Annotated in this window: 25 protein-coding genes and 1 tRNA gene; 10 read left to right on the top strand and 16 right to left on the bottom strand. The window is 72.3% G+C overall.

Annotated elements, in window-relative coordinates:
- The first annotated feature begins 112 nt into the window (after positions 1 to 112).
- The 4 genes from I5Q34_RS10945 to I5Q34_RS10960 all read left to right on the top strand — a co-directional run bounded on the left by I5Q34_RS10945 (position 113) and on the right by I5Q34_RS10960 (position 3,925).
- The gene (locus I5Q34_RS10945; RefSeq protein WP_277965225.1) at positions 113 to 1,009 is read left to right on the top strand and encodes an amidohydrolase family protein; all 897 of its coding nucleotides are present in this window, start codon (positions 113 to 115) and stop codon (positions 1,007 to 1,009) included.
- A gap of 41 nt (positions 1,010 to 1,050) precedes the next feature.
- Positions 1,051 to 1,416 carry a winged helix-turn-helix domain-containing protein gene (locus I5Q34_RS10950; protein ID WP_199892009.1) on the top strand — a complete coding sequence of 122 codons (366 nt, stop codon included), beginning with the start codon at positions 1,051 to 1,053 and terminating at the stop codon, positions 1,414 to 1,416.
- Positions 1,417 to 1,559: 143 nt separating this feature from the next.
- Complete coding sequence (locus tag I5Q34_RS10955) at positions 1,560 to 3,095, top strand: MFS transporter (protein ID WP_199892010.1); 1,536 nt, start codon at positions 1,560 to 1,562, stop codon at positions 3,093 to 3,095.
- 38 nt (positions 3,096 to 3,133) lie between these two features.
- Entirely contained in the window at positions 3,134 to 3,925 is a 792-nt protein-coding gene (locus I5Q34_RS10960) for a TetR/AcrR family transcriptional regulator (protein ID WP_199892011.1), read from the top strand.
- Positions 3,926 to 4,081: 156 nt separating this feature from the next.
- Here the strand turns inward: I5Q34_RS10960 and I5Q34_RS10965 are convergent, their stop codons facing one another.
- Both I5Q34_RS10965 and I5Q34_RS10970 read right to left on the bottom strand, forming a co-directional pair.
- Complete coding sequence (locus I5Q34_RS10965) at positions 4,082 to 5,722, bottom strand: MDR family MFS transporter (RefSeq protein ID WP_199892012.1); 1,641 nt, start codon at positions 5,720 to 5,722, stop codon at positions 4,082 to 4,084.
- Positions 5,723 to 5,751: 29 nt separating this feature from the next.
- Positions 5,752 to 6,228 (bottom strand): MarR family winged helix-turn-helix transcriptional regulator, encoded by a 477-nt coding sequence (locus I5Q34_RS10970; protein ID WP_199892013.1) that lies wholly within the window; start codon positions 6,226 to 6,228, stop codon positions 5,752 to 5,754.
- 174 nt (positions 6,229 to 6,402) lie between these two features.
- Here I5Q34_RS10970 and I5Q34_RS10975 point away from each other — a divergent pair, with 174 nt between their 5' ends.
- The gene (locus I5Q34_RS10975) at positions 6,403 to 6,621 is read left to right on the top strand and encodes a hypothetical protein (protein WP_199892014.1); all 219 of its coding nucleotides are present in this window, start codon (positions 6,403 to 6,405) and stop codon (positions 6,619 to 6,621) included.
- A gap of 313 nt (positions 6,622 to 6,934) precedes the next feature.
- On the opposite strand, the gene I5Q34_RS10980 is transcribed toward I5Q34_RS10975, so the two are convergent.
- The 4 genes from I5Q34_RS10980 to I5Q34_RS10995 all read right to left on the bottom strand — a co-directional run bounded on the left by I5Q34_RS10980 (position 6,935) and on the right by I5Q34_RS10995 (position 9,525).
- Positions 6,935 to 7,771, bottom strand: coding sequence for an RNA polymerase sigma factor SigF (locus tag I5Q34_RS10980; protein WP_199892015.1), 837 nt, complete (start codon positions 7,769 to 7,771; stop codon positions 6,935 to 6,937).
- A 212-nt stretch (positions 7,772 to 7,983) separates the two neighbouring features.
- Complete coding sequence (locus I5Q34_RS10985) at positions 7,984 to 8,880, bottom strand: RNA polymerase sigma factor SigF (RefSeq protein ID WP_234428715.1); 897 nt, start codon at positions 8,878 to 8,880, stop codon at positions 7,984 to 7,986.
- A gap of 158 nt (positions 8,881 to 9,038) precedes the next feature.
- Entirely contained in the window at positions 9,039 to 9,332 is a 294-nt protein-coding gene (locus I5Q34_RS10990; RefSeq protein WP_199892016.1) for a Dabb family protein, read from the bottom strand.
- Positions 9,333 to 9,360: 28 nt separating this feature from the next.
- On the bottom strand, positions 9,361 to 9,525 hold the full coding sequence (locus tag I5Q34_RS10995) for a hypothetical protein (protein ID WP_199892017.1): 165 nt from the start codon (positions 9,523 to 9,525) through the stop codon (positions 9,361 to 9,363).
- A gap of 639 nt (positions 9,526 to 10,164) precedes the next feature.
- Between I5Q34_RS10995 and I5Q34_RS11000 the strand changes: the two genes are divergently transcribed.
- A complete protein-coding gene (locus tag I5Q34_RS11000) occupies positions 10,165 to 10,545 on the top strand; it encodes an STAS domain-containing protein (RefSeq protein ID WP_199892018.1) in 381 nt (126 codons plus the stop codon).
- A gap of 235 nt (positions 10,546 to 10,780) precedes the next feature.
- Here the strand turns inward: I5Q34_RS11000 and I5Q34_RS11005 are convergent.
- From I5Q34_RS11005 to I5Q34_RS11020, 4 genes are all read right to left on the bottom strand, one after another.
- Positions 10,781 to 10,868, bottom strand: a tRNA-Ser gene (locus I5Q34_RS11005).
- Positions 10,869 to 10,937: 69 nt separating this feature from the next.
- Complete coding sequence (gene tadA / locus I5Q34_RS11010) at positions 10,938 to 11,420, bottom strand: tRNA adenosine(34) deaminase TadA (RefSeq protein WP_199892019.1); 483 nt, start codon at positions 11,418 to 11,420, stop codon at positions 10,938 to 10,940.
- Positions 11,421 to 11,454: 34 nt separating this feature from the next.
- Positions 11,455 to 11,979, bottom strand: a complete 525-nt coding sequence (locus I5Q34_RS11015; protein WP_199892898.1) for a hypothetical protein — start codon at positions 11,977 to 11,979, stop codon at positions 11,455 to 11,457.
- A 187-nt stretch (positions 11,980 to 12,166) separates the two neighbouring features.
- Positions 12,167 to 12,379: a hypothetical protein gene (locus I5Q34_RS11020; protein WP_199892020.1), complete on the bottom strand. Its 213-nt coding sequence runs from the start codon at positions 12,377 to 12,379 to the stop codon at positions 12,167 to 12,169.
- 138 nt (positions 12,380 to 12,517) lie between these two features.
- Between I5Q34_RS11020 and upp the strand changes: the two genes are divergently transcribed.
- Positions 12,518 to 13,153, top strand: a complete 636-nt coding sequence (gene upp, locus I5Q34_RS11025; RefSeq protein WP_199892021.1) for a uracil phosphoribosyltransferase — start codon at positions 12,518 to 12,520, stop codon at positions 13,151 to 13,153.
- Between the two features lie 4 nt (positions 13,154 to 13,157).
- Here upp and I5Q34_RS11030 read toward each other — a convergent pair whose 3' ends face one another.
- From I5Q34_RS11030 to I5Q34_RS11045, 4 genes are all read right to left on the bottom strand, one after another.
- On the bottom strand, positions 13,158 to 13,823 hold the full coding sequence (locus I5Q34_RS11030) for a LytR C-terminal domain-containing protein (RefSeq protein ID WP_199892022.1): 666 nt from the start codon (positions 13,821 to 13,823) through the stop codon (positions 13,158 to 13,160).
- 136 nt (positions 13,824 to 13,959) lie between these two features.
- The gene (locus tag I5Q34_RS11035) at positions 13,960 to 14,256 is read right to left on the bottom strand and encodes a type II toxin-antitoxin system VapB family antitoxin (RefSeq protein ID WP_004943146.1); all 297 of its coding nucleotides are present in this window, start codon (positions 14,254 to 14,256) and stop codon (positions 13,960 to 13,962) included.
- 137 nt (positions 14,257 to 14,393) lie between these two features.
- Positions 14,394 to 14,987, bottom strand: coding sequence for an HhH-GPD-type base excision DNA repair protein (locus I5Q34_RS11040; RefSeq protein ID WP_199892023.1), 594 nt, complete (start codon positions 14,985 to 14,987; stop codon positions 14,394 to 14,396).
- Positions 14,988 to 15,024: 37 nt separating this feature from the next.
- The gene (locus I5Q34_RS11045) at positions 15,025 to 15,777 is read right to left on the bottom strand and encodes an SDR family oxidoreductase (protein ID WP_199892024.1); all 753 of its coding nucleotides are present in this window, start codon (positions 15,775 to 15,777) and stop codon (positions 15,025 to 15,027) included.
- A 169-nt stretch (positions 15,778 to 15,946) separates the two neighbouring features.
- Here I5Q34_RS11045 and I5Q34_RS11050 point away from each other — a divergent pair, with 169 nt between their 5' ends.
- The gene (locus tag I5Q34_RS11050) at positions 15,947 to 16,819 is read left to right on the top strand and encodes an alpha/beta fold hydrolase (protein ID WP_199892025.1); all 873 of its coding nucleotides are present in this window, start codon (positions 15,947 to 15,949) and stop codon (positions 16,817 to 16,819) included.
- 89 nt (positions 16,820 to 16,908) lie between these two features.
- Here I5Q34_RS11050 and I5Q34_RS11055 read toward each other — a convergent pair whose 3' ends face one another.
- A complete protein-coding gene (locus I5Q34_RS11055) occupies positions 16,909 to 19,134 on the bottom strand; it encodes an ATP-binding domain-containing protein (protein WP_199892026.1) in 2,226 nt (741 codons plus the stop codon).
- A 304-nt stretch (positions 19,135 to 19,438) separates the two neighbouring features.
- Here I5Q34_RS11055 and I5Q34_RS11060 point away from each other — a divergent pair, with 304 nt between their 5' ends.
- Positions 19,439 to 20,020 carry a hypothetical protein gene (locus I5Q34_RS11060; RefSeq protein WP_199892027.1) on the top strand — a complete coding sequence of 194 codons (582 nt, stop codon included), beginning with the start codon at positions 19,439 to 19,441 and terminating at the stop codon, positions 20,018 to 20,020.
- A 96-nt stretch (positions 20,021 to 20,116) separates the two neighbouring features.
- Here I5Q34_RS11060 and I5Q34_RS11065 read toward each other — a convergent pair whose 3' ends face one another.
- A complete protein-coding gene (locus I5Q34_RS11065; RefSeq protein ID WP_199892991.1) occupies positions 20,117 to 20,815 on the bottom strand; it encodes a hypothetical protein in 699 nt (232 codons plus the stop codon).
- 253 nt (positions 20,816 to 21,068) lie between these two features.
- Here I5Q34_RS11065 and I5Q34_RS11070 point away from each other — a divergent pair, with 253 nt between their 5' ends.
- Entirely contained in the window at positions 21,069 to 23,102 is a 2,034-nt protein-coding gene (locus I5Q34_RS11070) for a M6 family metalloprotease domain-containing protein (RefSeq protein ID WP_199892028.1), read from the top strand.
- Positions 23,103 to 23,121: the final 19 nt, after the last annotated feature.

The raw sequence follows: 23,121 nt of genomic DNA on the forward strand, positions 1-23,121 counted from the left end.
AGCTCGCTGGGCTCATAACCCAGAGGTCGCAGGTTCAAATCCTGTCCCCGCTACTACGATCGCAGGCCCGGTACTCATGTACCGGGCCTGCGGCGTTTCCCGGGAGGGTGCGGTGCGCGACGAGGAGATATCCGGTTTCCGGCGGAGCCTGGGGCTGACGGGCCTGATCGACGTCCATACGCACTTCATGCCCGAGCGGGTCATGACGAAGGTCTGGGCTCATTTCGACGCGGCGGGGCCGCTGCTCGGCAGGCCCTGGCCGATCACCTACCGACGGGCCGAGGGCGAGCGGCTGGCCGTGCTGCGCGGCTTCGGGGTGCGTGCCTTCACTTCGATGATCTATCCGCACAAGCCGGACATGGCGCGCTGGCTCAACGGCTGGGCGGCGGACTTCGCGGCCCGTACGCCGGACTGTCTGCACACCGCCACGTTCTTCCCCGAGCCGGACGCCGTCCGCTACGTCCGGGAGGCGCTCGGATCCGGCGCGCGGGTCTTCAAGTCGCACCTCCAGGTGGGCGGCTACGACCCGCGCGACCCGCTGCTGGACGGCGTGTGGGGGCTGCTGGCCGAGGCGGGGACGCCGGTGGTGGCGCACTGCGGTTCGGGTCCGGTGCCGGGCGCGTTCACCGGGCCGGGTCCGGTGGGGGAGGTGCTGGCCCGGCATCCGTCCCTGCGGCTGGTGGTCGCGCACATGGGAGTGCCCGAGTACGGCGCCTTCCTCGGCCTGGCCGAGCGGTACCCGGGCGTCCACCTGGACACGACCATGGCCTTCACCGACTTCATCGAGGCCGTGGCGCCGTTCCCGGCCGGCGAGCGGCCCCGCCTGGCGGAGTTCGGCGACCGGATCCTCTTCGGCAGCGACTTCCCCAACATCCCCTACGCGTACGGGCACGCGCTGGCGGCCCTCACCCGGCTCGGCCAGGACGACGCCTGGCTGCGCGGGGTCTGTCACGACAACGCGGCACGGCTGTTCGGGCTGCCGGAGGATTCTCAGACGATTCCCAGGTGAGGGCAAGGCGGTTCTCACGGGCCGTGCCGAGCATCGCCGTCATGACCACCGCATCCTCCGAAGCACGCACCCGTCCGGCCCCGGGCGCCCCAAGTGCCGTGCGCCCGCTGGCCGTAGGGGACCTGGTCCTCGACGCGGCGAACCGCGTGGCGTACCGCGGCGGCGCGGAGATCCGGCTGACCGCTACCGAATGCGCCCTCCTGCGCCAGCTGATGAGCAATCCGGGCCGGGTGCTCAGCAAGGCGCTGCTGCTGGACCGGGTCTGGGCCCCCGCCTTCGGTCCGGGCGACCGCGGCAACCTCGTCGAGCTCTACATCTCGTACCTGCGCAAGAAGATCGACGCCGGCCGGCCCCCGATGATCCACACGCGGCGCGGCATGGGGTACGTGCTCAAGCCCGCCGCGTAGCGGCCGTCCGGAAGGCGGAGCCCGAGTCCGCCGAAAAACCGATGTACGGCGTATAAGAGCCCCCTGTACGGTGTAGCCCGATCTCGTCGGCCCACTGATTTCCGGTCACCGTGCGATGTCCGGTCACCGTGCAAGGAGCACCCATGTCGGCGCCCGCCACCGATTCCCAGATCCCCTCGGCGTCATCAGGTCCGCAACGGCTGCCCACCCGGTGGCTGATCCTGGGCGTCATATGCCTCGCGCAGCTCACCGTGCTGCTCGACAACACCGTCCTCAACGTGGCCATCCCGTCCCTCACCGAGGAGATGGACGCGACGACCTCGGACATCCAGTGGATGATCAGCGCGTACTCGCTGGTGCAGTCCGGGCTGCTGCTGACGGCGGGCAACGTCGCCGACCGCTACGGGCGCAAGAAGATGCTGGCCACCGGACTCGCCCTGTTCGGCATCGGCTCGCTCGCCGCCGGGCTGGCGCAGTCCACCGGGCAGCTCATCGCGGCCCGCGCCGGCATGGGCATCGGCGGCGCGCTGCTGATGACCACCACGCTCGCTGTCGTCGTCCAGGTCTTCGACGCCGAGGAGCGCACCAGGGCCATCGGGTTGTGGGGCGCGGTGAGTTCGCTGGGCTTCGCCTGCGGGCCGCTGATCGGCGGTGTGCTGCTGGACCACTTCTGGTGGGGATCGATCTTCCTGATCAACGTCCCGGTCGCCGTGCTCGCGCTGGTCGCCGTCCTCAAGCTGGTGCCCGAGTCGAAGAACCCGGCCGGTGAGCGGCCCGATCCGCTCGGCGCGGTGCTCTCCACCATCGGCATGACCGGCGCCGTCTTCGCGATCATCTCCGGCCCGGACCACGGCTGGACCTCGGCCCGCGTGCTGGTCTCCGGCGCGGTGGGGATCGTGGTCCTCGCGCTCTTCGTCCTGTGGGAGCTGCGCATTCCGTACCCCATGCTCGACATGCACTTCTTCCGCCAGGAGCGGTTCGTGGCCGCGGTGATGGGCGGCATCCTCGTGGCCTTCGGCATGGGCGGTTCGCTGTTCCTGCTCACCCAGCACCTGCAACTCGTGCTGCACTACGGGCCGCTGGAGACGGGCCTGCGGATGACGCCCCTGGCGCTGATGATCGTCGTCCTCAACCTCGCCGGCGTCGGCGCGCGGCTGATGACGAAGATCGGCGGGCCGCTCTCCATCGCCGGCGGCATGGCGCTGCTGGCCGTCGGACTCGCCTCGATCGCGGTGTTCGGCTCGCACGGCTACGGCGGGATGTTCGCCGGCCTGGTGCTGATGGGCACCGGCCTCGCGCTGGCGGCGCCCGCGATGGCGAACGCGATCATGTCCGCGATCCCGCAGGAGAAGGCGGGCGTCGGCGCCGGGGTCAACGGCACCCTCAACGAGTTCGGCAGCGGTCTGGGCGTCGCCGTCCTCGGTGCCGTGCTCAACTCCCGCTTCGCCGCGCTGCTCCCGGCGGTCGCGGCCGGTGCGGGCTCGCTGCCCGCGGCGCTGGCCAAGTCCCGTACCGAAGCCGACCGTTCGGCGGTCCAGGACGCGTTCGCCTCCGGTGTGCAGGCGGGGCAGCTGGTCGGCGCGGCCGCGGTGCTGGCGGGCGGCCTGGTCTCCGCGGTGCTGCTGCGCCGGGCGGAACGGACCGCCGGTGCGGAGGAATCCGCGCAGGCCAGGGCCTAGCATCGGACGCAGATCACCGGCAGGGCGGAGAGACGGGCATGGCGAGCAGCAGGGGCGCGAGAGATCCCAGGATCAGTGTCTGGCTGACCGGGGAGAAGGCCTCACCGCGCCGCCGCGCGGACGCGGAGCGGGCCCGTGAACAGGCGGGCGGGCTCGACCGGGAGAAGATCGTCGCCACCACCGTCCGGCTGCTGGACGCCGAGGGGCTGGCCGGGTTCTCGATGCGCCGCCTCGCCGCCGAGCTCGGGGTGACCGCGATGTCGGTCTACTGGTACGTCGACAACAAGGACGACCTCCTGGAGCTGGCGCTGGACGCGGCGGTCGGGGAGATGCCGCTCCCCGACCCCGGCGACGAGGACGCGGACTGGCGGGACCAGCTGCGGCAGCTCGCCATCGGCTACCGCCGGCTCCTCGTCGGCCACGAGTGGGTGGCCGGCCTGGTGGGCCGCTACCTGAACATCGGCCCGCGCGCGATGCGCTTCTCGGACACGACGCTGTCCGTCATGCGGCGCAGCGGGGTCGCGCCGGACCGGGTCGCCGGGTCGATGGGCTCGCTCTTCCAGTTCGTCTACGGCTTCGCCACGGTCGAGGCGCTCTACCGGGAGCGCTGCCGGGCCTCGGGCCTGGACCAGAACGAGTACCTGAGCCGGGTCATCGCCGCCGTCGCGCAGAACAAGGACTTCATGGACCGGCACAGCGCCTCGGTCGAGCTCACGCAGGCGCGCGTGGAGGGCGACCTCGAGCGCATGTGGGAGGAGGACTTCGCGGTCGGGCTGGACACGGTGATCGCGGGCATCGAGGCGATGCGGGACCGGCTGCGGGAGAAGTAGCGGGAGAAACAGCGGCCCCGGGCGGTGCGCGCCGGCCGTCCCCTGCCGTTGTCGCGCGCACCGTCACCGGGGCCGTTCGCCCGGGAGCCGGTCATGCCGTTCCGCTCCCGGGCCGCCGGCCGGCCTCCCCGCTCGTGGAGGCGCGGCCGGGGTCCGTCAGCCGGCCTTGGCCGGCGTGGTCCCGGCCGCCTCGGCCGCCGGGGCGTTCGTGTCCGCCGGGGCGCCGGGGCGGCCCTTGAGGGCCACTTCCTTGATGAAGAGGGTCAGCAGGAAGGCGACCAGCGCGGTCGGCGCCGCGTAGGCGAAGACGTCGCCGACGCCGTGCCCGTAGGCGTCCTCCATGATCGAACGGAGCGGCTCGGGCAGCTTCTTGACCTCGGGGATGCTGCCGCCGCCACCGCCCTGCTGCGCCAGCGCGGCGCCCTTGGGGCCGAGGGCGGTCAGGCCGTCCACGACGTAGTCCTTGACCCGGTTGGCCATCACGGCGCCCAGCGCCGAGACGCCGACCGCACCGCCCAGGGAGCGGAAGAAGGTCACGACCGAGCTGGCGGCGCCCAGGTCCCGGGGGGCCACCTGGTTCTGCGCGGCGAGCACCAGGTTCTGCATCATCATGCCGAGGCCGAGGCCCATGAGCGCCATGTAGCAGGCGAGCTGCCAGTACGGGGTGTCGTGGCGGATGCTGCCCAGCAGTCCGATGCCCGCGGTGAGCAGGACGCCGCCGGCGAGCAGCCACGCCTTCCAACGGCCGTTCTTGGTGATGATGTTGCCGGAGACCGTCGAGGAGACGAACAGGCCGGCGATCAGCGGGATGGTCATGACGCCCGACATGGTCGGCGTCTCGCCCCGCGAGAGCTGGAAGTACTGCGAGAGGAAGACGGTGCTGGCGAACATCGCCACACCGACGAACAGGCTCGCCGCGGAGGTCAGGGTGATCGTCTTGTTGCGGAACAGCCGCAGCGGAATGATCGGTTCGGCCGCCTTGGACTCGACGAGCACGAAGATCGCGCCGAGCAGCACGGAGCCGGCCACCATCACGGCGGTCTGCCAGGACAGCCAGTCGTAGTTCTTGCCGGCCAGGGTCACCCACACCAGCAGCAGCGTGGCCGCGGCGGATATGAAGAAGGCGCCGAGCCAGTCGACCTTCACCCGCCGCTTGACCACGGGGAGGTGGAGGGTGCGCTGGAGCACGATCAGCGCGATCACGGCGAAGGGCACGCCGACGTAGAAGCACCAGCGCCAGCCGAGCCAGCTGGTGTCGGTGATGACGCCGCCGAGCAGCGGGCCGCCGACGGTGGCGACGGCGAAGGTCGCGCCGAGGTAGCCGCTGTAACGGCCGCGCTCGCGCGGGGAGATCATCGCCGCCATGACGATCTGCGCCAGGGCCGACAGGCCGCCGACGCCGATGCCCTGCACGACGCGGCAGGTGATCAGCATGCCGGTGCTCTGCGACAGACCGGCCAGCGCGGAGCCGGCCACATAGACCACGAGGGCCGCCTGGACCAGCAGCTTCTTGCTGAAGAGGTCGGAGAGCTTGCCCCACAGGGGAGTGGTGGCGGTCATGGCCAGCAGGGAGGCCGTCACGGTCCAGGTGTAGGCGGACTGGCTGCCGTGCAGATCGTGCATGATCTTCGGCAGGGCGTTGGAGACGATCGTCGAGGAGAGGATCGCCACGAACATCCCGAGCAGCAGCCCGGACAGCGCCCGCATGATCTGGCTGTGCGTCATGGCGCCGGCGGACTCGGGGCCGGAGGGTTCGGTGTGGCTCTCCCGCACACCTGACGGTGTGGTCTTGGCCATGGACTTCCTTTTCGTAAAGCTTCGGGCGGTCACGGGGCGGCACGGGCCGCGAGTTGTTCCCGGCACGAGAGGTGCGGACGGCACTCGCCGAAGCTCTCGCGGAGCCGGGCGAGCAGCCCGATGACGTGGGCGACGTCGGCGTCGCTCCAGTCGCTCAGGCAGTGCGCCAGCGCCTCGGTGTAACGGGTGCTCACCTCGTCGAGCAGGGCCGCGCCGCCGGGCGTGAGGCTCAGCAGGCGCGAGCGCTTGTCCAGGTGGTCCGGCCGGCGCTCGAGCCAGCCGCGCTCGGCCGCGTACGCGACATGCCGGCTGGTCACCGACATGTCGACGACCAGCAGCTCGGCGAGCTTGCTCATGCGCATCTCGCCGTACCGCTTGAGCAGTTCGAGCACGATGACGGAGGTGGGCGGGCAGTCGGGGGGGAGGACCCGGGCGAGGCCGCGCTTGATGACGCCGATGGCGCCGAGCTGCTGGGCGAGCTCGTGGTACTGCTCGTGCGCGGCCAACCGACCCTCCCGTTAAGTTGCTTAGGGCAACCATAAGAAGTTTGGTTGCTGAAGGCAAACGAAAAGCGGTAAAGGGCCGGTCAAAGTTCAATGATCAAGGAGTGGGCGGGGGAGCGGCCGGAAAATCCCGGCCCCGCGCGCGGTCCGGAGCCCGTCTTCGCTAGGGTCCTGGCCATGGCCAACCCCCATCAGTACCAGCCCGAGGGCAACCAGGACCCGGCGGGCAGCACCCAGATGTTCCGCGCCTTCGTCGACGAGGGCGCGACCGGCCGGCAGGCGGCCGCTCCGTCCTCCCGGGGACGGCGCTCCCCCGGCCCCCGCGTGGGCCTGATCGTCGGTGTGCTCGTCGCGATCGTGGTCGTGGCGACGGTGGCCTGGCTGGCGATCGCCTGACGCGGCGCCCGCGGGCGCCGCGGATCCCCGGCGCACGGCCGCTCGGGCGGTGCGCCGCTTCGGCCTGCCCGGCGACGGGCGGGCTCGGTCGCGACGGGGCGCCTCCTGGCGCGGACGGGGTGTCCGTCGGCGACGGGGCGCGGGCCTGCGGCCGTCCCTGGGTGCGGGCGACGGCGACCCGGGTGGTGCGCGTACGGCCGGACGGCCCGGCGGCCCCCGCCGCGACTGTGCTCGCGGCCGCCGCTGCCGAGTCCGGGGGGGCGTGTGGCGGAGTCTGTCGGATGAAGGCGCGTCAGACGCCGTGCTGCGCCCGTCAGTCGGCGATCAGGCCCTCGCGCAGCTGGGAGAGCGTCCTCGTCAGCAGCCGCGAGACATGCATCTGGGAGATGCCGACCTCCTCGCCGATCTGGGACTGCGTCATGTTCGCGAAGAACCGGAGCATGATGATCTGGCGCTCCCGCGGCGGCAGTTTGGCCAGCAGGGGCTTGAGCGACTCCCGGTACTCCACGCCCTCCAGCGCCGTGTCCTCGTAGCCCAGCCGGTCGGCCAGCGAGCCCTCGCCGCCGTCGTCCTCGGGCGAGGGGGAGTCCAGCGAGCTGGCCGTGTAGGCGTTGCCGACCGCGAGGCCGTCGACCACGTCCTCCTCGGAGACGCCCAGGCACAGGGCCAGTTCGGGCACCGTCGGCGAGCGGTCCAGCTTCTGCGCGAGCTCGTCGCTGGCCTTCGTCAGCGCGAGCCGCAGCTCCTGGAGCCGCCGCGGCACCCGGACCGACCAGCTGGTGTCCCGGAAGAAGCGTTTGATCTCACCGACCACGGTGGGCATCGCGAACGTCGGGAATTCCACGCCCCGTTCGCAGTCGAACCGGTCGATGGCCTTGATCAGTCCGATGGTGCCGACCTGGACGATGTCCTCCATCGGCTCGTTGCGGCTCCGGAAGCGCGCGGCCGCGTACCGCACCAGGGGGAGGTTCAGCTCGATGAGGGTGTCACGGACGTACGTACGCTCGGCGCTGTCCCGGTCCAGGGCCGCCAGGCGCAGGAACAGGGAGCGGGAGAGGGTGCGGGTGTCGATGGCTTCGCAGTCGGCCGGCACGGCGTGCGGTGCGTCGTCAGTGGCGAGCACCTTCGCGCTGCCCAGGTCTACGGACATGCCACCCCCTTGAGGTCGCGGACGGATCACAGCGGGACCCCCGGTCATGGGTACGGCACGAGGGGTTCAGCCCCCACCTGAATACCGGAGGCTGCGCTGTGGCAAACGCAGTTCCAGCAGAATGTCACATGTCGGCAACACGCTGTAGCGTCAAGTCGACATATCTGCCGCACGACCCCAAGGGGCGTCAAGGGGCCTATCCCCCACAAGGGTTAGGCGTCGATTCGATTTGCGGAGCGCAGCCGGGCGAAGCTGCGGGAGAGCAGCCGCGACACGTGCATCTGGGACACCCCCAGCTCCGCGCTGATCTGTGACTGGGTCAGATTGCTGTAGTAGCGCAGCAGCAGGATGCGCTGCTCGCGCTCCGGCAGCTGGACGAGCAGGTGGCGCACGAGGTCGCGGTGCTCCACGCCGGCGAGCGCCGGGTCCTCGTAGCCGATGCGGTCCAGCAGGCCGGGCAGCCCGTCGCCCTCCTGCGCGGCTTCCAGCGAGGTCGCGTGGTACGAGCGTCCCGCCTCGATGCAGGCGAGCACCTCGTCCTCGCCGATCTTCAGCCGCTCGGCGATCTCGGCGGTGGTCGGCGAGCGTCCGTGCAGCACCGTGAGGTCCTCGGTGGCGCCGTTGACCTGCACCCACAGTTCGTGCAGCCGGCGCGGCACGTGCACCGTGCGCACGTTGTCGCGGAAGTAACGCTTGATCTCGCCGACGACGGTCGGCATCGCGAAAGTCGGGAACTGGACGCCCCGGTCGGGGTCGAACCGGTCGATCGCGTTGATGAGTCCGATGGTGCCGACCTGGATCACGTCCTCCATCGGCTCGTTGCGGCTGCGAAAACGCGCCGCCGCGTAGCGCACGAGCGGGAGGTTGGCCTCGATCAGGGCGGCGCGCACGCGGGCGTGTTCGGGGGTGCCCGGCTCCAGTCGGGAGAACTCCTTGAAGAGCACCTGGGTCAGCGCCCTGGCGTCCGCGCCCCGGCTCTCCCGGGTCGGCGTCCCCGGGGCCTGCGGGGGGTTCTCTCCTGACGCCGTCTCCCCTGGTGCTGTCTCCTCTGACGCTGTACGGGCCGGCACGGTCACACCACCCTTCGCGGTCAGCTCCAGGGCACTCATCCGTCAAAAGCGGTCATAGCATCACAAGACATGTCCACTGTGTGCAAGCACCGCATTACTCCGTGTTGAGCGTGGGGGTGGGGTGCCGAGCGGCACGCGCAACGGCCCCTTGCCATGGGGCAAGGGGCCGTTGCGGAACGGAGGAGGGGAGCCGCGGCTCAGAACGGGTAGTCCGCGATCACCCACGTGGCGAACTCCCGCCACAGGGCGCCGGCCGCCCGGTGCGCCGGGTGGTCCAGATAACGCTGGAGGGCCTCGGCGTCCTCGACGGCGGAGTTGATGGCGAAGTCGTAGGCGATCGGCCGGTCCGACACGTTCCAGGCGCATTCCCAGAAGCGGAGCTCGGGGACGGCGTCGCCCAGCTTCCCGAACGCCTCCACACCGGCGAGCACCCGGGGGTCGTCGCGCTCGACTCCCTCGTTGAGCTTGAACAGGACGAGGTGACGGATCACTGTTCTGCCGCCTTCCGGGCCGCGGGACTCAATTGATGAGCTGGGTCATGAACTCGCCGATGCTCTTGGCGGCGTCCGAGATCCCCTCGAAGCCTAGCTGCACGAGTTCGGCGGCCCGGGCGGGGGAGTGGATGATCGTGTATCCCACGAATACGACGAGGACCCAGAATGTGACCTTCTTGGCCTGCGCCATGACGTAACCGCCTCCCCGTCCGTCGTCGTCCCGTCGCCCGTCCCCCGGAGCGCTCGCGAGAGTCTAACCGCACGCATGGACGAGCGATCATGCTCGATCGCGGCCCGTACTCACGCCGTCTTTAAGGACCTAAGGCCCTGCAAAGCGGGCCCTTCGCCCGCCGGTCCGCGGTATTCGGGGGCGGAGGATGGAGGAACGCCCGTTCGGATCTGGCAGGAATTCGAAGGGCGGGGACATGGATCCTCTCTGCGGGGTCCGGGCCGCGCGCTTCCCCCCTGACTGCGGCCCGAACTCGGAGGCCGTGTCCGCATGGGGGGAAGCGGCTTGTCCCCCCGATGCCGCTTCCCCCCTCCTGCGTCAGCCGGAGCCCCGGCTCCGAACCGTTTCGCGCACTTGGTTCGGAGTCGGGGCTCCGTGCTTTTCCGGTGGCCCCGTTCCGGCCCGCGATTTCCCTAACTCCGATGAACTCTGGGTCTGTTGAGGTGAGAAGCGCCCATGCCCGGGGCACCAGAAAGGCACACGGCCCGAGGCGTTCCCCCGGCTTCCGGGGCCGGCCGTCCCGGTGCGTGCGAGCGGCCCCCGTGGGGCAGACCTGTGTCCCGGGGCGGCGGATCAGTGAGGGAGAACGGTGAGGTTCGCATGGGCGGGTACGAGCTCGCCTTCACCATGCGGGAGCGTGTGGCGGGGGGAGCGATCACCATTGAACTGGTGGGAGAGATCGACATCATGGCGGAGCAGGAACTGGCTCCGCGCATCGAGGCGTTGGCCGGCCGGCGCCGCGCCGACCTCGTCATCGACCTGCGAGGAGTGACGTTTCTGGACGCGAGCGGACTGCGCCTGCTGCTCCGGGCGCGGAACCGGGCGGTGCGCGGCGGCGGCCGGCTGCGCGTGGTGCGGGGCGGGCCCCGGGTCGCCAAGGTGATCCGGATCGTCCGGCTGGAGACCGCGTTCAGCTGGCTGGACGTGCCGCCGGGCGCCGATGTGGCGTGCGGCCCGCGGGACGGGAGCGTGCCGGCGTAGGCGCGCCCTTCACACGTCGGACGGGCTGCCACCGGCCCGCCCGGCGCCGGCCTCGCCAAGTGGCTCGCGGCCGGAGGTCTCCTCGCCCTGCTCGGTCACCTGTGCGCGCGCTCGCCCTCACCGCCGCGGCGGCGCCCGGCGGACCCGCCGAAGCACCGTCAGCCGTCCGGGCACCGGGCGTCCGGGAAACGGCCGAGGGCCCGACCTGGTTCAGGTCGGGCCCTCGGGTGAAGAGCGGTAGCGGAGGGATTTGAACCCTCGGTGAGGTGTTGCCCCACACTCGCTTTCGAGGCGAGCTCCTTCGGCCGCTCGGACACGCTACCGAGAGGAAGCTTAGCGGACGATGGGCCGTGCTCCGAAATCGGTTCCCGGAAGAGGGGGCCGAGGGGTGGTCAGCGGTCGCGGAAGAAGCGGGTGAGGAGCGCGGAGCACTCGTCCGCGAGGACCCCGGAGACCACCTCGGGGCGGTGGTTGAGACGCCGGTCACGCACGACGTCCCACAGCGAGCCGGCCGCCCCGGCCTTCTCGTCGACCGCGCCGTAGACGACACGGTCCAGGCGGGAGAGGACGATGGCCCCCGCGCACATGGTGCACGGCTCCAGGGTGACCACCAGGGTGCAGCCGGACAGCCGCCACTCGCCGACGGCGCGGGCGGCCTCGCGGATGGCGAGCACCTCCGCGTGCCCGGTCGGGTCGCCGGTGGCCTCGCGTTCGTTGCGGCCCCGGCCGATGACGGTGCCGTCCGGGGCCAGGACGACGGCCCCGACCGGGACGTCGCCGGTGGCGGGGGCCCGCTCGGCCTCCTCCAGGGCGGCGCGCATGGGCGCCTGCCAGGGGGCGCGGACGGGGTCGGGGCCGGGGTTGGCGTCGTTCATGGGACCAGTGTGGGCGAGGCGGCCCCGGGGGCGGTCAGCGGACGGCCTCCAGGACCTCGGTGCAGCCCAGCGCGTCGGCGATCTCGCCCAGGGCGTCCCCGTCCAGGGCGAGGAGCTGCCTCTCGCCCACCCCGACGTCGTCGAGGAGGCGGGAGTCGCCCAGCGGGCCGCTCGGCACCGCTTCCTCGGCCTCGGGCTCCTCCTCGCGCTCCTCGGCCTCGGGCTCGCCGTCCTCCGTGCCGTCGAGGTCGAGGGTGTCGAGGTCGTCGTCCTCGCCCTTGTCCCGGCCGAGCAGCTCGTCGACGAGCAGGGCGCCGTAGGAGCTGCGGGCGGCGGAGGTGGCGTCCGAGATGAAGACGCGGGGGTCCTCGTCGCCGTCCACCCGGATGATGCCGAACCAGGCGTCCTCCTGCTCGATGAGCACCAGGACCGGGTTGTCGTCGACCGCGGCCTCGCGGGCCAGGTCGGCGAGATCGGTCAGGGTCTCCACATTGTCGAGGTCTGTGTCGCTCGCTTGCCACCCGTCGTCGGAGCGCGCGAGCAATGCGGCGAAGTACACCGTGACTCTCCCACTGGTCATAGGCGGTGCCGGGCCGGACGGGGACAGCACCCCGCCCACTCGGAATCGTGGCAGAAACCCGGCCGTTGCGAGAGGTCTTCCGCGCTGCGTCGTGCAGTAGTCCGAGAGATGTGGCTCACCCGGCGGCCGGGCCGCAGCCATCCGGGCGCCCGCCGGGACGGGCCCGTCACCACCGGAACGTACGCATCCGCATCTGCTGGCGCATCCGGGCGGCTCTCGCCCTGCGCGGCTGCACCCGGTCGCGCAGCTCGCGTGCCTCGTTCAGCTCACGGAGGAACTGCGCGCGCCTGCGCCGTCGCTCCGCGTCGCCGTCCACGGGCGCCTCCGGCCCGCCGGAGCCCTCGGGGGGCTCCGCGTCTCGTCCGTCACGGTCGGCCATGGGCAGCACCACCTCGTGCCGAGGTCCTCGCCCGGCGGGGCGCACCGGGCGTACGTGCCCACTTTCCCCCTAAGTGGTGGTTTGATGCCACCGTGCGGCCGGGAGCCGGTGTCCGAAAGCTCGGTTAATGTCGTTGTCATGCGGATCCACGTCGTCGACCACCCGCTGGTGGCGCACAAACTCACCACGCTGCGCGACAAGCGCACCGATTCCCCCACGTTCCGGCGGCTCGCCGACGAGCTGGTCACCCTGCTCGCCTACGAGGCGACGCGTGATGTGCGGACCGAGCAGGTCGACATCGAGTCGCCGGTCACCGCGACCACCGGCGTCAAGCTGTCGCACCCGCGGCCGCTGGTCGTGCCGATCCTGCGGGCGGGCCTGGGCATGCTCGACGGCATGGTCCGCCTGCTGCCCACGGCCGAGGTCGGCTTCCTGGGCATGATCCGCAACGAGGAGACCCTCAAGGCGGAGACCTACGCGACGCGCATGCCGGACGACCTCTCCGGCCGCCAGGTGTACGTCCTCGACCCGATGCTGGCCACCGGCGGCACCCTCGTCGCGGCGATCAACGAGCTGATCACCCGCGGCGCGGACGACGTCACGGCGATCTGCCTGCTCGCCGCCCCGGAGGGCGTCGAGGTCATGGAGCGCGAGCTGGCGGGCGCGCCGGTGACCGTGGTCACCGCCTCGGTGGACGAGCGCCTCAACGAGGACGGCTACATCGTCCCGGGTCTCGGCGACGCGGGCGACCGCATGTACGGGACGGCAGGCTGACCCGTCAGCACTTGGCGGCACCCCCGGAGGGCGTGGACGCCGGCGGGGTGGCCGCCGGCCGGGGGCTCGTGCCCTTCCGGGGTGCGAGCTCCTTGAACCCGGCGCCGATGATCAGGTCGATCTCCTCGCCCTTGCGGACGTCGCTCTTGACCTCCGCGCCCTCCACCTGTTCCTGGAGCACGCGCATCGCCGTGTCGGTGTCCTCCGGGGCGCCCAGCAGCAGCGCCGCGCCGTTCACGTTCTTGTCGTAGGGCGCCGGGGCGTTGCCCACCTTGCCGATGCGGAAGCCGCGCTGCTTGAGCTCGTCCGCGGTGGTCTTGGCGAGGCCGCTGCGCGGCGTGGCGTTGTAGACGTTGACGGTGATGTCGGCGGGCCCGGGGAGCTGCTCGCGCGGGGCGCCGTGGCTGGCCGCCCGTGCGTCGGTCTGGTCGCCGTGGGCGGCCTTGCCGCAGTCGCCGTTCTTCCGGGCCGCCTGCGGGGAGCCCCCGCCGCCGCCCGAGAAGGCATCGACGAGCTGGAGCGTCCCCCAGCCACCCAGCCCCAGGACGGCCACCGCGGCAACGGCGGCGAGCACGATCCTTTTCGGGCTCCTCGGCCGGCGCATGTGCGGGAAGCGACGGCCCGTGACGCGATACTTTCCGCCCATGCCAGGAGGGGTGAGCATGCTCATGGGCGCAGCGTAGTGCGGGCGGGGGCCGGTGCCTACTAGATGATCAACGGTTGCGCGGACCCCAACCCAAAAGGGCCAATACCAGCCGTAAACCGCCGTGATGTCAGGGACGTGGGGCCATGGACGGGCCCGCTGGTCAGTCCAGTTCGAGCACGCGTGCGTGCAGGACCTGGCGCTGCTGGAGCGCGGCGCGGACCGCGCGGTGCAGGCCGTCCTCCAGATAGAGGTCGCCCTGCCACTTCACGACGTGGGCGAAGAGGTCGCCGTAGAAGGTCGAGTCCTCCGCGAGCAGCGTTTCGAGGTCGAGCTGCTGCTTGGTGGTCACCAGCTGGTCCAGGCGTACCGGGCGCGGGGCGACGTCCGCCCACTGGCGGGTGCTTTCCCGGCCGTGGTCGGGGTACGGCCGACCGTTTCCGATGCGCTTGAAGATCACACGGAAAGCCTACCGGGCCCGCGGCTCCCGGCGCAGCCATGGCGCGGTAGTCGGAAGGCGACAATCGGCCGCAAACCGGGAGCCGGCCGGCGGCGGGGGCGGTTGTGCACAGGCTGTGGACCGGCGGCCTGTGGCCGTCAGCCCTTCTTCGCCTTGGCCGCCCGTTTCGCCTCCTGCTTGTACGCGCGCACCTCGGCCAGCGAGTCGGGTCCGGTGATGTCGGCGACCGAACGGCGGCTGCCCTCCTCGCCGTACGGGCCCGCCGCGGCGCGCCAGCCCTCCGGCCGCACCCCGAGCTGCTTGCCCAGGAGGGCCAGGAAGATCCGGGCCTTCTGCTTGCCGAATCCGGGCAGGTCCTCCAGCCGGGCCAGCAGCTCCCGGCCGGTGCCGGCGTCCTGCCACAGCGCGGTGACGTCGCCGTCGTAGTGCTCGACGAGGTACCGGCACAGCAACTGCACCCGCTTGGCCATGGCCGCCGGGTAGCGGTGCACGGCGGGCTTCCGCGCGCACAACTCCTCGAACGCCTCGGGGTCGTGGGCGGCGATCTCGTGGGCGTCCAGGTCGTCGCGGCCGAGGCGCCGCGCGATGGTGTACGGGCCGGTGAAGGCCCACTCCATGGGGATCTGCTGGTCCAGCAGCATCCCGGTCAGCGCCGCCAGCGGGCTGCGCGAGAGCAGCGCGTCGGCCTCGGGCTGCTGGGCGAGCCGCAGGGGGTGCGCGGTGACGTCCATGGCACCGATGATCCCTCCGGGCCGGTTCCGCCGCACGTCACGCCAGGTCGGTGAGCCGCCGCTCCACGGCCTTGGGGTCGCGGCGCCACTCCTCCCCGAGCTGTTCGGCGAAGGGGTCGGGGAAGATCTCCTGCGTGTCGGCCTCGACGCCCTCGATGATGGCCCGGGCCACGTCGGCGGTGGTCGCGCGGGGGAACTCGGCCATGCGGGGGAGGGCGTTCGCGGCCAGCCGCAGCATGTCGGTGTCGACCGGGCCGGGGTAGACCGCGTGCACGGCGATGCCGCGCGGGGCGAGGTCCGGCCGGACGGCCTGCGTCAGCGCGTTGAGCGCGGCCTTCGAGGCGGGGTAGCCGCCCATGGACGGCGTCCCGCCGAAGGCGCCGACGCTGATGACGTTGACCACGGCGCCGCCGCCGTTGCGCTCGACGACGGGCGCGAAGGCGCGCAGGACGCGCAGCGTCCCCAGCCAGTTGGTGTTCATGACCGTCTCGACGTCCCTGAGGTCCATCTCCAGCAGGTGGCCCATCACGTGCACGCCCGCGTTGTTGACCAGGAGCGTCACGTCGGGGGCGGTCAGGGCGGCGGAGGTGACGGAGGTGGGGTCGGTGATGTCCAGGGCGAGCGGGCGGATCCGCTCCGGGTCCCGGGCGGTCACCGCCGCCAGCGTCCCGGGGTCCCGCGCGCCCGCGTGGACCCGTGCCGCGCCGCGTTCCAGGAAGGCGGTGACGAGGGCGCTGCCGATGCCGCGGTTGGCGCCGGTGACGAGGACGACGGCGTTCTGGACGCGCATGGGGGGCTCCTGGGATGTCGGTGCCTGCAGTGGTACCCGGCGGGAGCGGGGAGGTCACGGGCTTCGCCCGGATGACGGCGCCCTGGTGCGAGATTGTGTAGAGCGTTCGGTCCAGTGCGTGCTACGGTCTGAGTAGAACGTTCGCTACAGGGCTGTTGGGGGAGAAACCATGGAGACCAGGCGCATCGCCGTCAACGGCGTCGAGCTCGCCTGCGTCGAGCAGGGGGAGGGGCCGCTCGCCCTGCTGCTGCACGGGTTCCCGGAGACCCCGGGGATGTTCCGGCACCTGATGCCGGTCCTCGCGGCCGCCGGGTACCGGGCCGTCGCCCCGTACATGCGGGGCTTCGCCCCCAGTCAGGTGCCGCCGGACGGCAGCATGCTGGTGAAGGACCTGATCGCGGACGCCAACGCGCTGCACGAGGCGCTGGGCGGGGACGGCGACGCGGTCATCGTCGGCCACGACTGGGGCGGCTTCACCACCTGGGGCGCCGCGGCCCTCGCCCCCGAACGCTGGTCGAAGGTCGTGGTGGCGGACGTCCCGCCGGTGCGCTTCTACGAGCGCCGGGCGGCCGTGCCCGAGCAGATCCACAAGAACAGCCACTTCTCCTTCTTCCAGATGGGCGTGGCCGACCAGCTCGTGCCGGCGAACGACTTCGGCTACCTCGACTGGCTGTGGCGCCACTGGAGCGGCAGCGTCCCCGGCTACGACCCGGCCGAGGACATCCGCGCGGGCAAGGAGGCCCTGCGCGGGCAGGCCAACCTCCGGGCGGGGCTGGGCCTCTACCGGCAGAACTTCCCCGCCGCCGAATTCGGCACGGAGAACTGGGAGATGGGCCGGCTGCTCGCCGAACTGCCCACGCAGCCGACCCTGTACCTGCACGGCGGCGAGGACCCGGTCGTCGACGAGGAGATCCTCGCGGACATCGTCGCCGCCTTGCCCGAGGGCTCGGACGGCGTCCTGCTCCCGGGCGTCGGCCACTTCCCGCTGGTGGAGGCGCCGGAGGAGGTGAACCGGCGCATCCTGGACTTCCTCGGGAAGTGAGCTCCGGCAGGGGCCCCGGCCCCGTCCGCCCTTCGGGCGGAAGCCGGGGCTTCGCCCCTGGACCTCCGGACGGGCTGGATTCGTGGCTCTCAGCGCGTCAGCGCCCCGCGCAGTCCCTCCGGCAGGTCGGTCGGGCCGTGCACCAGGCCCACCCGCTGCGTCGCCCTCGTCAGGGCCACGTACAGGTCGCTCAGTCCCAGCTCCCCCGGCTCCACCACGATCACCGTGTCGAACTCCAGGCCCTTCGCCTGTCGCGGATCCAGCAGCACCACCGGGCGCGTGAGGTCGGGCGCCGGCCCGCCGGACGCCTCCGGCAGTGCGGCGGACAGCGCCGCGTGGTGGCGGGACGGCGCGATGACGGCCGTGCGGCCGGCCTCGTCCGCGTGCTCCGTCACGGCCTCCGCCACCGCTGCCGGCACGTCGTCGGCCCGGCGGGCCCACGGGCGCACCCCGGTGGAACGGATCGAGCGCGGCGGGTGGAAGGAAGGATTCCCCGCGGCCCGGAGGACCTCCGCCGCGACCTCCATCACCTCCGACGGCGTGCGGTAGTTGACGCCCAGGCGGACGTGTTCCCACCGGTCACCGACGTGCGGCGCGAGGGCCTCCTCCCACGTTCCGCAGCCGCCCGGCTCCGCCGTCTGGGCCGGGTCGCCGACCAGGGTCATCGAGCGGGTCGGGCAGCGCCGCATCAGCAACCGCCAGGCCATCGGGGACAGTTCCTGGGCCTCGTCCACGATGATGTGGCCGAAGGCCCAGGTGCGGTCGGCCGCGGCGCGTTCGGCGGCGCTGCGGTGGTCGGCCTCCTCGTGCCGGTCGGCGAGGCGTTCGGCGTCGACGAGGTCGTGGGCGGCGAGCACCTCCGAGTCCTCGTCCTCGCGGTCCTCGAACTCCTGGGTGCGCGAACCGTACGAGAGGTCGAGCACCCCCTGCGCGTACGCGATGCGCCGCTGCCGCTCGGCCTCGGCGGCGGCGAGGGCTGCCGAGTCGTCCTCGCCGAGGAGCTCGGCGGCCTCGTCGAGCAGCGGGACGTCGGCGGGGGTCCACGGCCCGTCGGCCCGGCGGATCGCGTCGGCGTCGGCCTCGGGGAGGTGGACGGGGTCGGTGAGGAAGTCCGCCACCAGCTGCTGCGGGGTGAGCGGGGGCCACAGTTCGGCGATCGCGGCGTGCACCTCGGGGCTGGCGGCGATGGCCTTGCCGAGCTGGGCGATGTCGTCGGGGCCGAGGAGGTTGGGGCCGCCGAACGGGTCGGCGCCCAGCCGGTCGGCCAGCTGCGCGGTGAGCGCGTCGATCACCGAGAACGCGAAGGTGGCGCGGGCGAGGTTGTGCGGCAGCGCGGTCGCGCGCGCCCGCCGTCGGGCCTCGCGCGCGATGTCCGCGTCCAGCAGCAGGCCGCCGTCGTCGTGCGGGATCTCCAGCGCCGGGCCGGGCGGCGTCTGCCGGTCGCGCAGGTACGCGGCCAGCGCGTCCGCCATCGCGGCACCGCCCTTGGCGGCGGCCGCCCGCGGGGTGTCGGTCCCGGTCGCGGTCACGCCGGGGAAGAGCTCGCCGGGGGTGGCCAGCAGGACGCCGGTCTCGCCGAGGGAGGGGAGGACCTCGCCGATGTAGCCGAGGAAGGCCGGGTTGGGGCCGACGATCAGCACGGCGCGGCGGGCGAGTTGCTCGCGGTGCGCGTAGAGGAGGTAGGCGGCGCGGTGCAGGGCGACGACGGTCTTGCCCGTGCCGGGACCGCCCTCGACGACCAGGACGCCGCGGTGCGGGGCGCGGATGATCCGGTCCTGCTCGGCCTGGATGGTCTGCACGATGTCGTGCATCCGGCCGGTGCGCGCCGCGTCCAGGGAGGACAGCAGCACGGCGTCGGCGTCGCTGCCCTCGTGACCCGTGCGTTCGGTGTCGGTGAGGTCGAGGATCTCGTCGTGCAGGGCGGTGACGCGGCGCCCCTGGGTGCTGATGTGACGCCTGCGGCGCAGCCCCATCGGGGTGTGGCCGGTGGCGAGGTAGAACGGCCGGGCCACGTCGGCCCGCCAGTCGATCACCAGCGGGGTGCGCTCGGCGTCGTCGCGCCGGATTCCGATGCGGCCGATGTGGTGATCGCGCCCGTCCCGGAAGGCCAGCCGGCCGAAGCAGAGCCCGTGCTCCCCGGCCTCGAAGGCGGCGAGCAGCCCGGAGCGCTCGGCGACCAGGATGTCGCGTTCCAGCCTGGCCTGGAAGGTGCCGCCGGTCGCGGCGAGCGCGTCCGTCACCCCGCTTCCGGTCCGCGCGATGAGCTCTTCGAGGCGTGCGTGGAGGCCGTCGACGAATTCCTGTTCCCGGCGCAATTCCTGATCCGAAGTATTTGACAAGGTGACTCCCGCCCCGATATCATGGCCTTAATAAAGCTTCTCTGTGTGCTTTGTGTTGTGCACACAGAAACACTCAATATATGCAGGGAAATACCCCGGACGTCAATATGTCCGGGGTATTTGTTTGTGTGGATCCGGTGTGCGGCAACACCCGTCACTCCTGTCACGCGGCTGTGACGTGGAGCGGACCGATCCGCCAACCGGCCTCCGTAGATTCGTTGTTGCGGCCGACGAACGCAGGGTCGAGCCGCCTCCGCCACGAACCGACCGGGAGCCACACGTGTCCACGTCCGTCCGCCGCCGCACCGCCGCCCGCGCCGCCGTCACCGCCACCCTGGCCGCGCTCCTCCTCGCCCCGGCCGCCGGCGCCCTCGCCGCCCCCGCCGGTGCGCCCGTCGCGGTGCAGGCCGTCGCCAAGTCCCCGGCGCAGAAGGCGAAGAAGGGTGAGTTCGTCCGTGACGTGAAGCTGGCCGGCGGCTGGAAGGGCGAGCTCTACAAGGCCGGCGCCCGCCATCACCGCCTCGACATCGTCGACGGCCGGCAGGTACTCGGCTCGGTCGAGGCGAACGGTCGCGACGGGGGTCTCGACGCCAATGGTGTGGGCATCGTCCTGACCCCGGGCGGACAGATCGACTCCTGGACGGGCGGCTGGCGCCACGGCAACGGCACCTACCTCCTGCCCGACGGCAGCAAGGCCGAGGTCACGCGGATGAAGGGCCTTCACTCCCGGATGGAGATCACCAGCGGTGGCCACGTGCTCGCCAGGCTGGACGCGAACGGGCACGACGCGGGCCTCGACGCGAACGGCATGTACATCGTGCTGACCGCCGACGGGCAGTTCAGCGCCCACATCCCGCGCTGATCCCGGCGCACCCCTCCCGCAGAACCCGAGCCGCGGCCGTTTCCACCGGCCGCGGCTTTTCCGTGTCCTTTCCCGTGTCCCTTCCCGCCCGGCGGGTCAGCCGCCGCGCCGGCCGCCGCCCGAGCGGGGCCGGAGCAGCGCGACGCCCAGGACCGCCGGCGTCATCAGCAGGAGGGTGAGGGTGACCAAGGAGGTGTGGCGGACCGGGGGTCGGGGGTGTGCGGTGACCGCGTTGGTGCGGTAGTGGTGGGTCGGGCGTGGTGACGGTGGCGGGGGTGCCGTCGGTACGGGCGACGGTGGCGGCGGTGGTGCCGGGGTCGGCGGGGGCTGTGGGGGCAGGGTGACGGGCGGGGCGGAGGCGGGACGTACGGGGTGCGGGGCGCGCGTCGACGGTGCCGGGGCGGGCGGTGCGGGAGCGGGGGGCGCCGGAGGTGCCGGACGTGGCGGGATCCGGCGCGGAGGCGGTGCCGGACGGGCGGGTGGCTTCGGCTTCCGGGGTGGCTTTCGGGTGGGCGGCGGCGGGGTGGTCGCCGGCGGCCGGGGCGTGGGGCAGTGGATCCACAACTCCAGGGCCTGGGCGGCCGCGTGGGACGCGACGCCGAGTCGGCCGTGCGCGCACAGCTGCCCGCGCCCCGCGGTGCCGACGGCGTACGGGGGTGTGGTGCGGACGACGGCCGTGCCCGTCGAGGTCGCGCGGGGCACGGTGCGTCCGTCCGGGTCCCCGGCCGCCGCCTCCGGCACCGGACCCAGCAGAGCGGCGGCGGCCACCCCGGCCAGCCACCCCGCACGCAGCACTTCCCCCACCCGTCCCCGCACGTGGACAGCCTGTACAACGGGCGGCGGGTCCAGCCGCGTTCGGGCGGTGATTCCCCCGATGGGCGGAACGGGCGGGCGTCGCGTCACCGCCGGGCGTTGACGCGTGCGCCGGTCCGCGCCGGCCGGGCCCGCGCACCCCCTGGCGCCCCGCCAGTCCCTCGCCCTACCGTGACCGCGGTGGGCGCTCCCACCGAACGGCTTGCCACGTCCCCCATCCGACCAGAGGTGAGTCTTGTTCCCCCAACGTCACTGGAGACCCGGCCGGTTACGGCGAATACGCGTCGTCCTGGGACTCCTCGGCATCACGGCCGCCGCGGCCACCGGGCCCGCGCTGGCGACGGACGGCGACGCGGCCGCCCGGCCCCGGCAGCCCCTCGTCCGGCCCATCGACCCGCAGAACTGGCGCAACCCCGACGACATGACCTGGGCCGAGTACCGCTCGGTGCCCGGGACCCGCTGGGCCGACCCGGCGGTCAAGCCCACGAAGCGGATGTTCAAGGGAGCCCTGGTGCTCCTGGACTACCCGGACGAGGAGTTCTCGGTCAGCAAGCCGCCGGGGGCCGGGAAGTTCGGCAACCCGCAGCCCGCCGCGTCCAATATCCCGAGGGGTCAAGTGCCCGGTTTCTACCGGGACTTCCTCAACAAACCGGGGGCGCTCAACCACGGTCACACCATCAACGAGTACTGGATGGAGGACTCCGGAGGACGCGTCGGGGTCGATCTCACCGCCTTCGGCGTGTACCGGATGCCGTGGAAGTCCCACCAGTACGGCATCGAGCCGGGGATGAACCCGGGGGCCTGTCCCGTCGGCGACAGCTGCGGGAAGGACATCCGGGCCGACGGCAAGCGCGCCTGGACCGCCGATGTGGGAGTGGACAAGACCAAGCAGTTCGACTTCGTCTTCTACCTCACCGCGGGGGTGGACGAGTCGTCCGCCTGGCAGGAGTTCGGCCGGATGAAGTTCGGCTCGGCGAAGGACGTGCCGGCCGCCTGGGGGCCGCCGTCGCCGCTCGCCTCCGGCGGCAACGCGGCCGCGACGCGGTACGTGCCGTGGACGTCCTGGCAGGCGGCCGCCCGGATCTGGCCCAACGCGGAGAGCGGCTCGTCCACGCAGGCGGAGAGTTCCGGGATGGCCACCTTCGCCCATGAGCTCAGCCATATCCTGGGCATAGGCGACAACTACAACAATCCCTACGGCACGCCCTTGAGCCGGAGTTACACCGGAATCTGGGGCATGCTCTCGCGCGGTTCGTTCAACGGTCCCGGCGGTCCGCACACCCGGTGGATGATCCCCGCCACGGCGGGCGGCTCGATGGGTGCCCAGCACGTGCTCCGCGACAAGATGAAGCTCGGCATCGTCGACGACAGGAAGGTGCTGCGGCTCGACCGCGACGCGCTCAAGAATTCCGGCATGGCCGTCGCCCGGGTCACCGCGCGGTCCGCGCCGCCGGGTGAAAAGGGGCTGTCCGGCGTCAGCATCAGCATGGGCCGCGATCTTTCCCCGGTCTGCGACCGCACGAAGGACCCGCTGTGCGACGGCGGCGGCTACGACAACTACACCGTCGAGGTCGTCGACCGGATGGGCATGGACTCGTTCACGCCCGACAACGGCGTCCTGCTGAGCAAGACCAAGAACGCGGACCGGGCCCCGTTCGCCTGGGTGGTCGACGCGCACCCCGAGGACATCGGGCTGACGGACTTCGTCCGCCCGGACGGGACCCCGCAGAAGATCACCATGGGGGACTACCGGCAGCTCAGCGACGCGCTGTTCCACGCGGGGGCGGACTCCGGCAGCTCGTACGAGTACGAGGACAAGGCCAACCGGCTCCACTTCTACGTCCTCGACGTGAAGCGCGACGCGTCGGGGATCCTGTCGTACGGCGTGGGCGTCAAGTCCCTTGACGGTGCTGGGCCGCAGGCCCGTGGCGTCGCCCTGCGGGGCGGGACGCCGAAGGGGCGGCCGGCCGACGGGCGGGCCGTGTGCACCTTCGGCCTCGCCAACACGGGACGGGACGCGGGCACCGGCCCGTACACCGGATCCGACGTCTACCGGCTGTCGGCCACGGCCTCCGGGCGGGGCTGGTCCGCGTGGCTGCCCAACCGGCTGGCCACGGCGCGGGCGGGGGCCTCGGTCCCGGTCGACGTCGCCGTGGCGGCGAAGCGGGGTGCCGACCGGCAGGGGAAGGTGACGCTCACCGCGCGCTCGGAGAGCGACCCCGGTCGTACGGCGCGGGCCACGTGCTCGCTGCGCGCGACGGCCGGGTGAGGGAGTGCCGTCGGTCCGG

Origin of the sequence: Streptomyces sp. AV19 (genome assembly GCF_015999245.1) — a bacterium.
Lineage (GTDB): Bacteria > Actinomycetota > Actinomycetes > Streptomycetales > Streptomycetaceae > Streptomyces.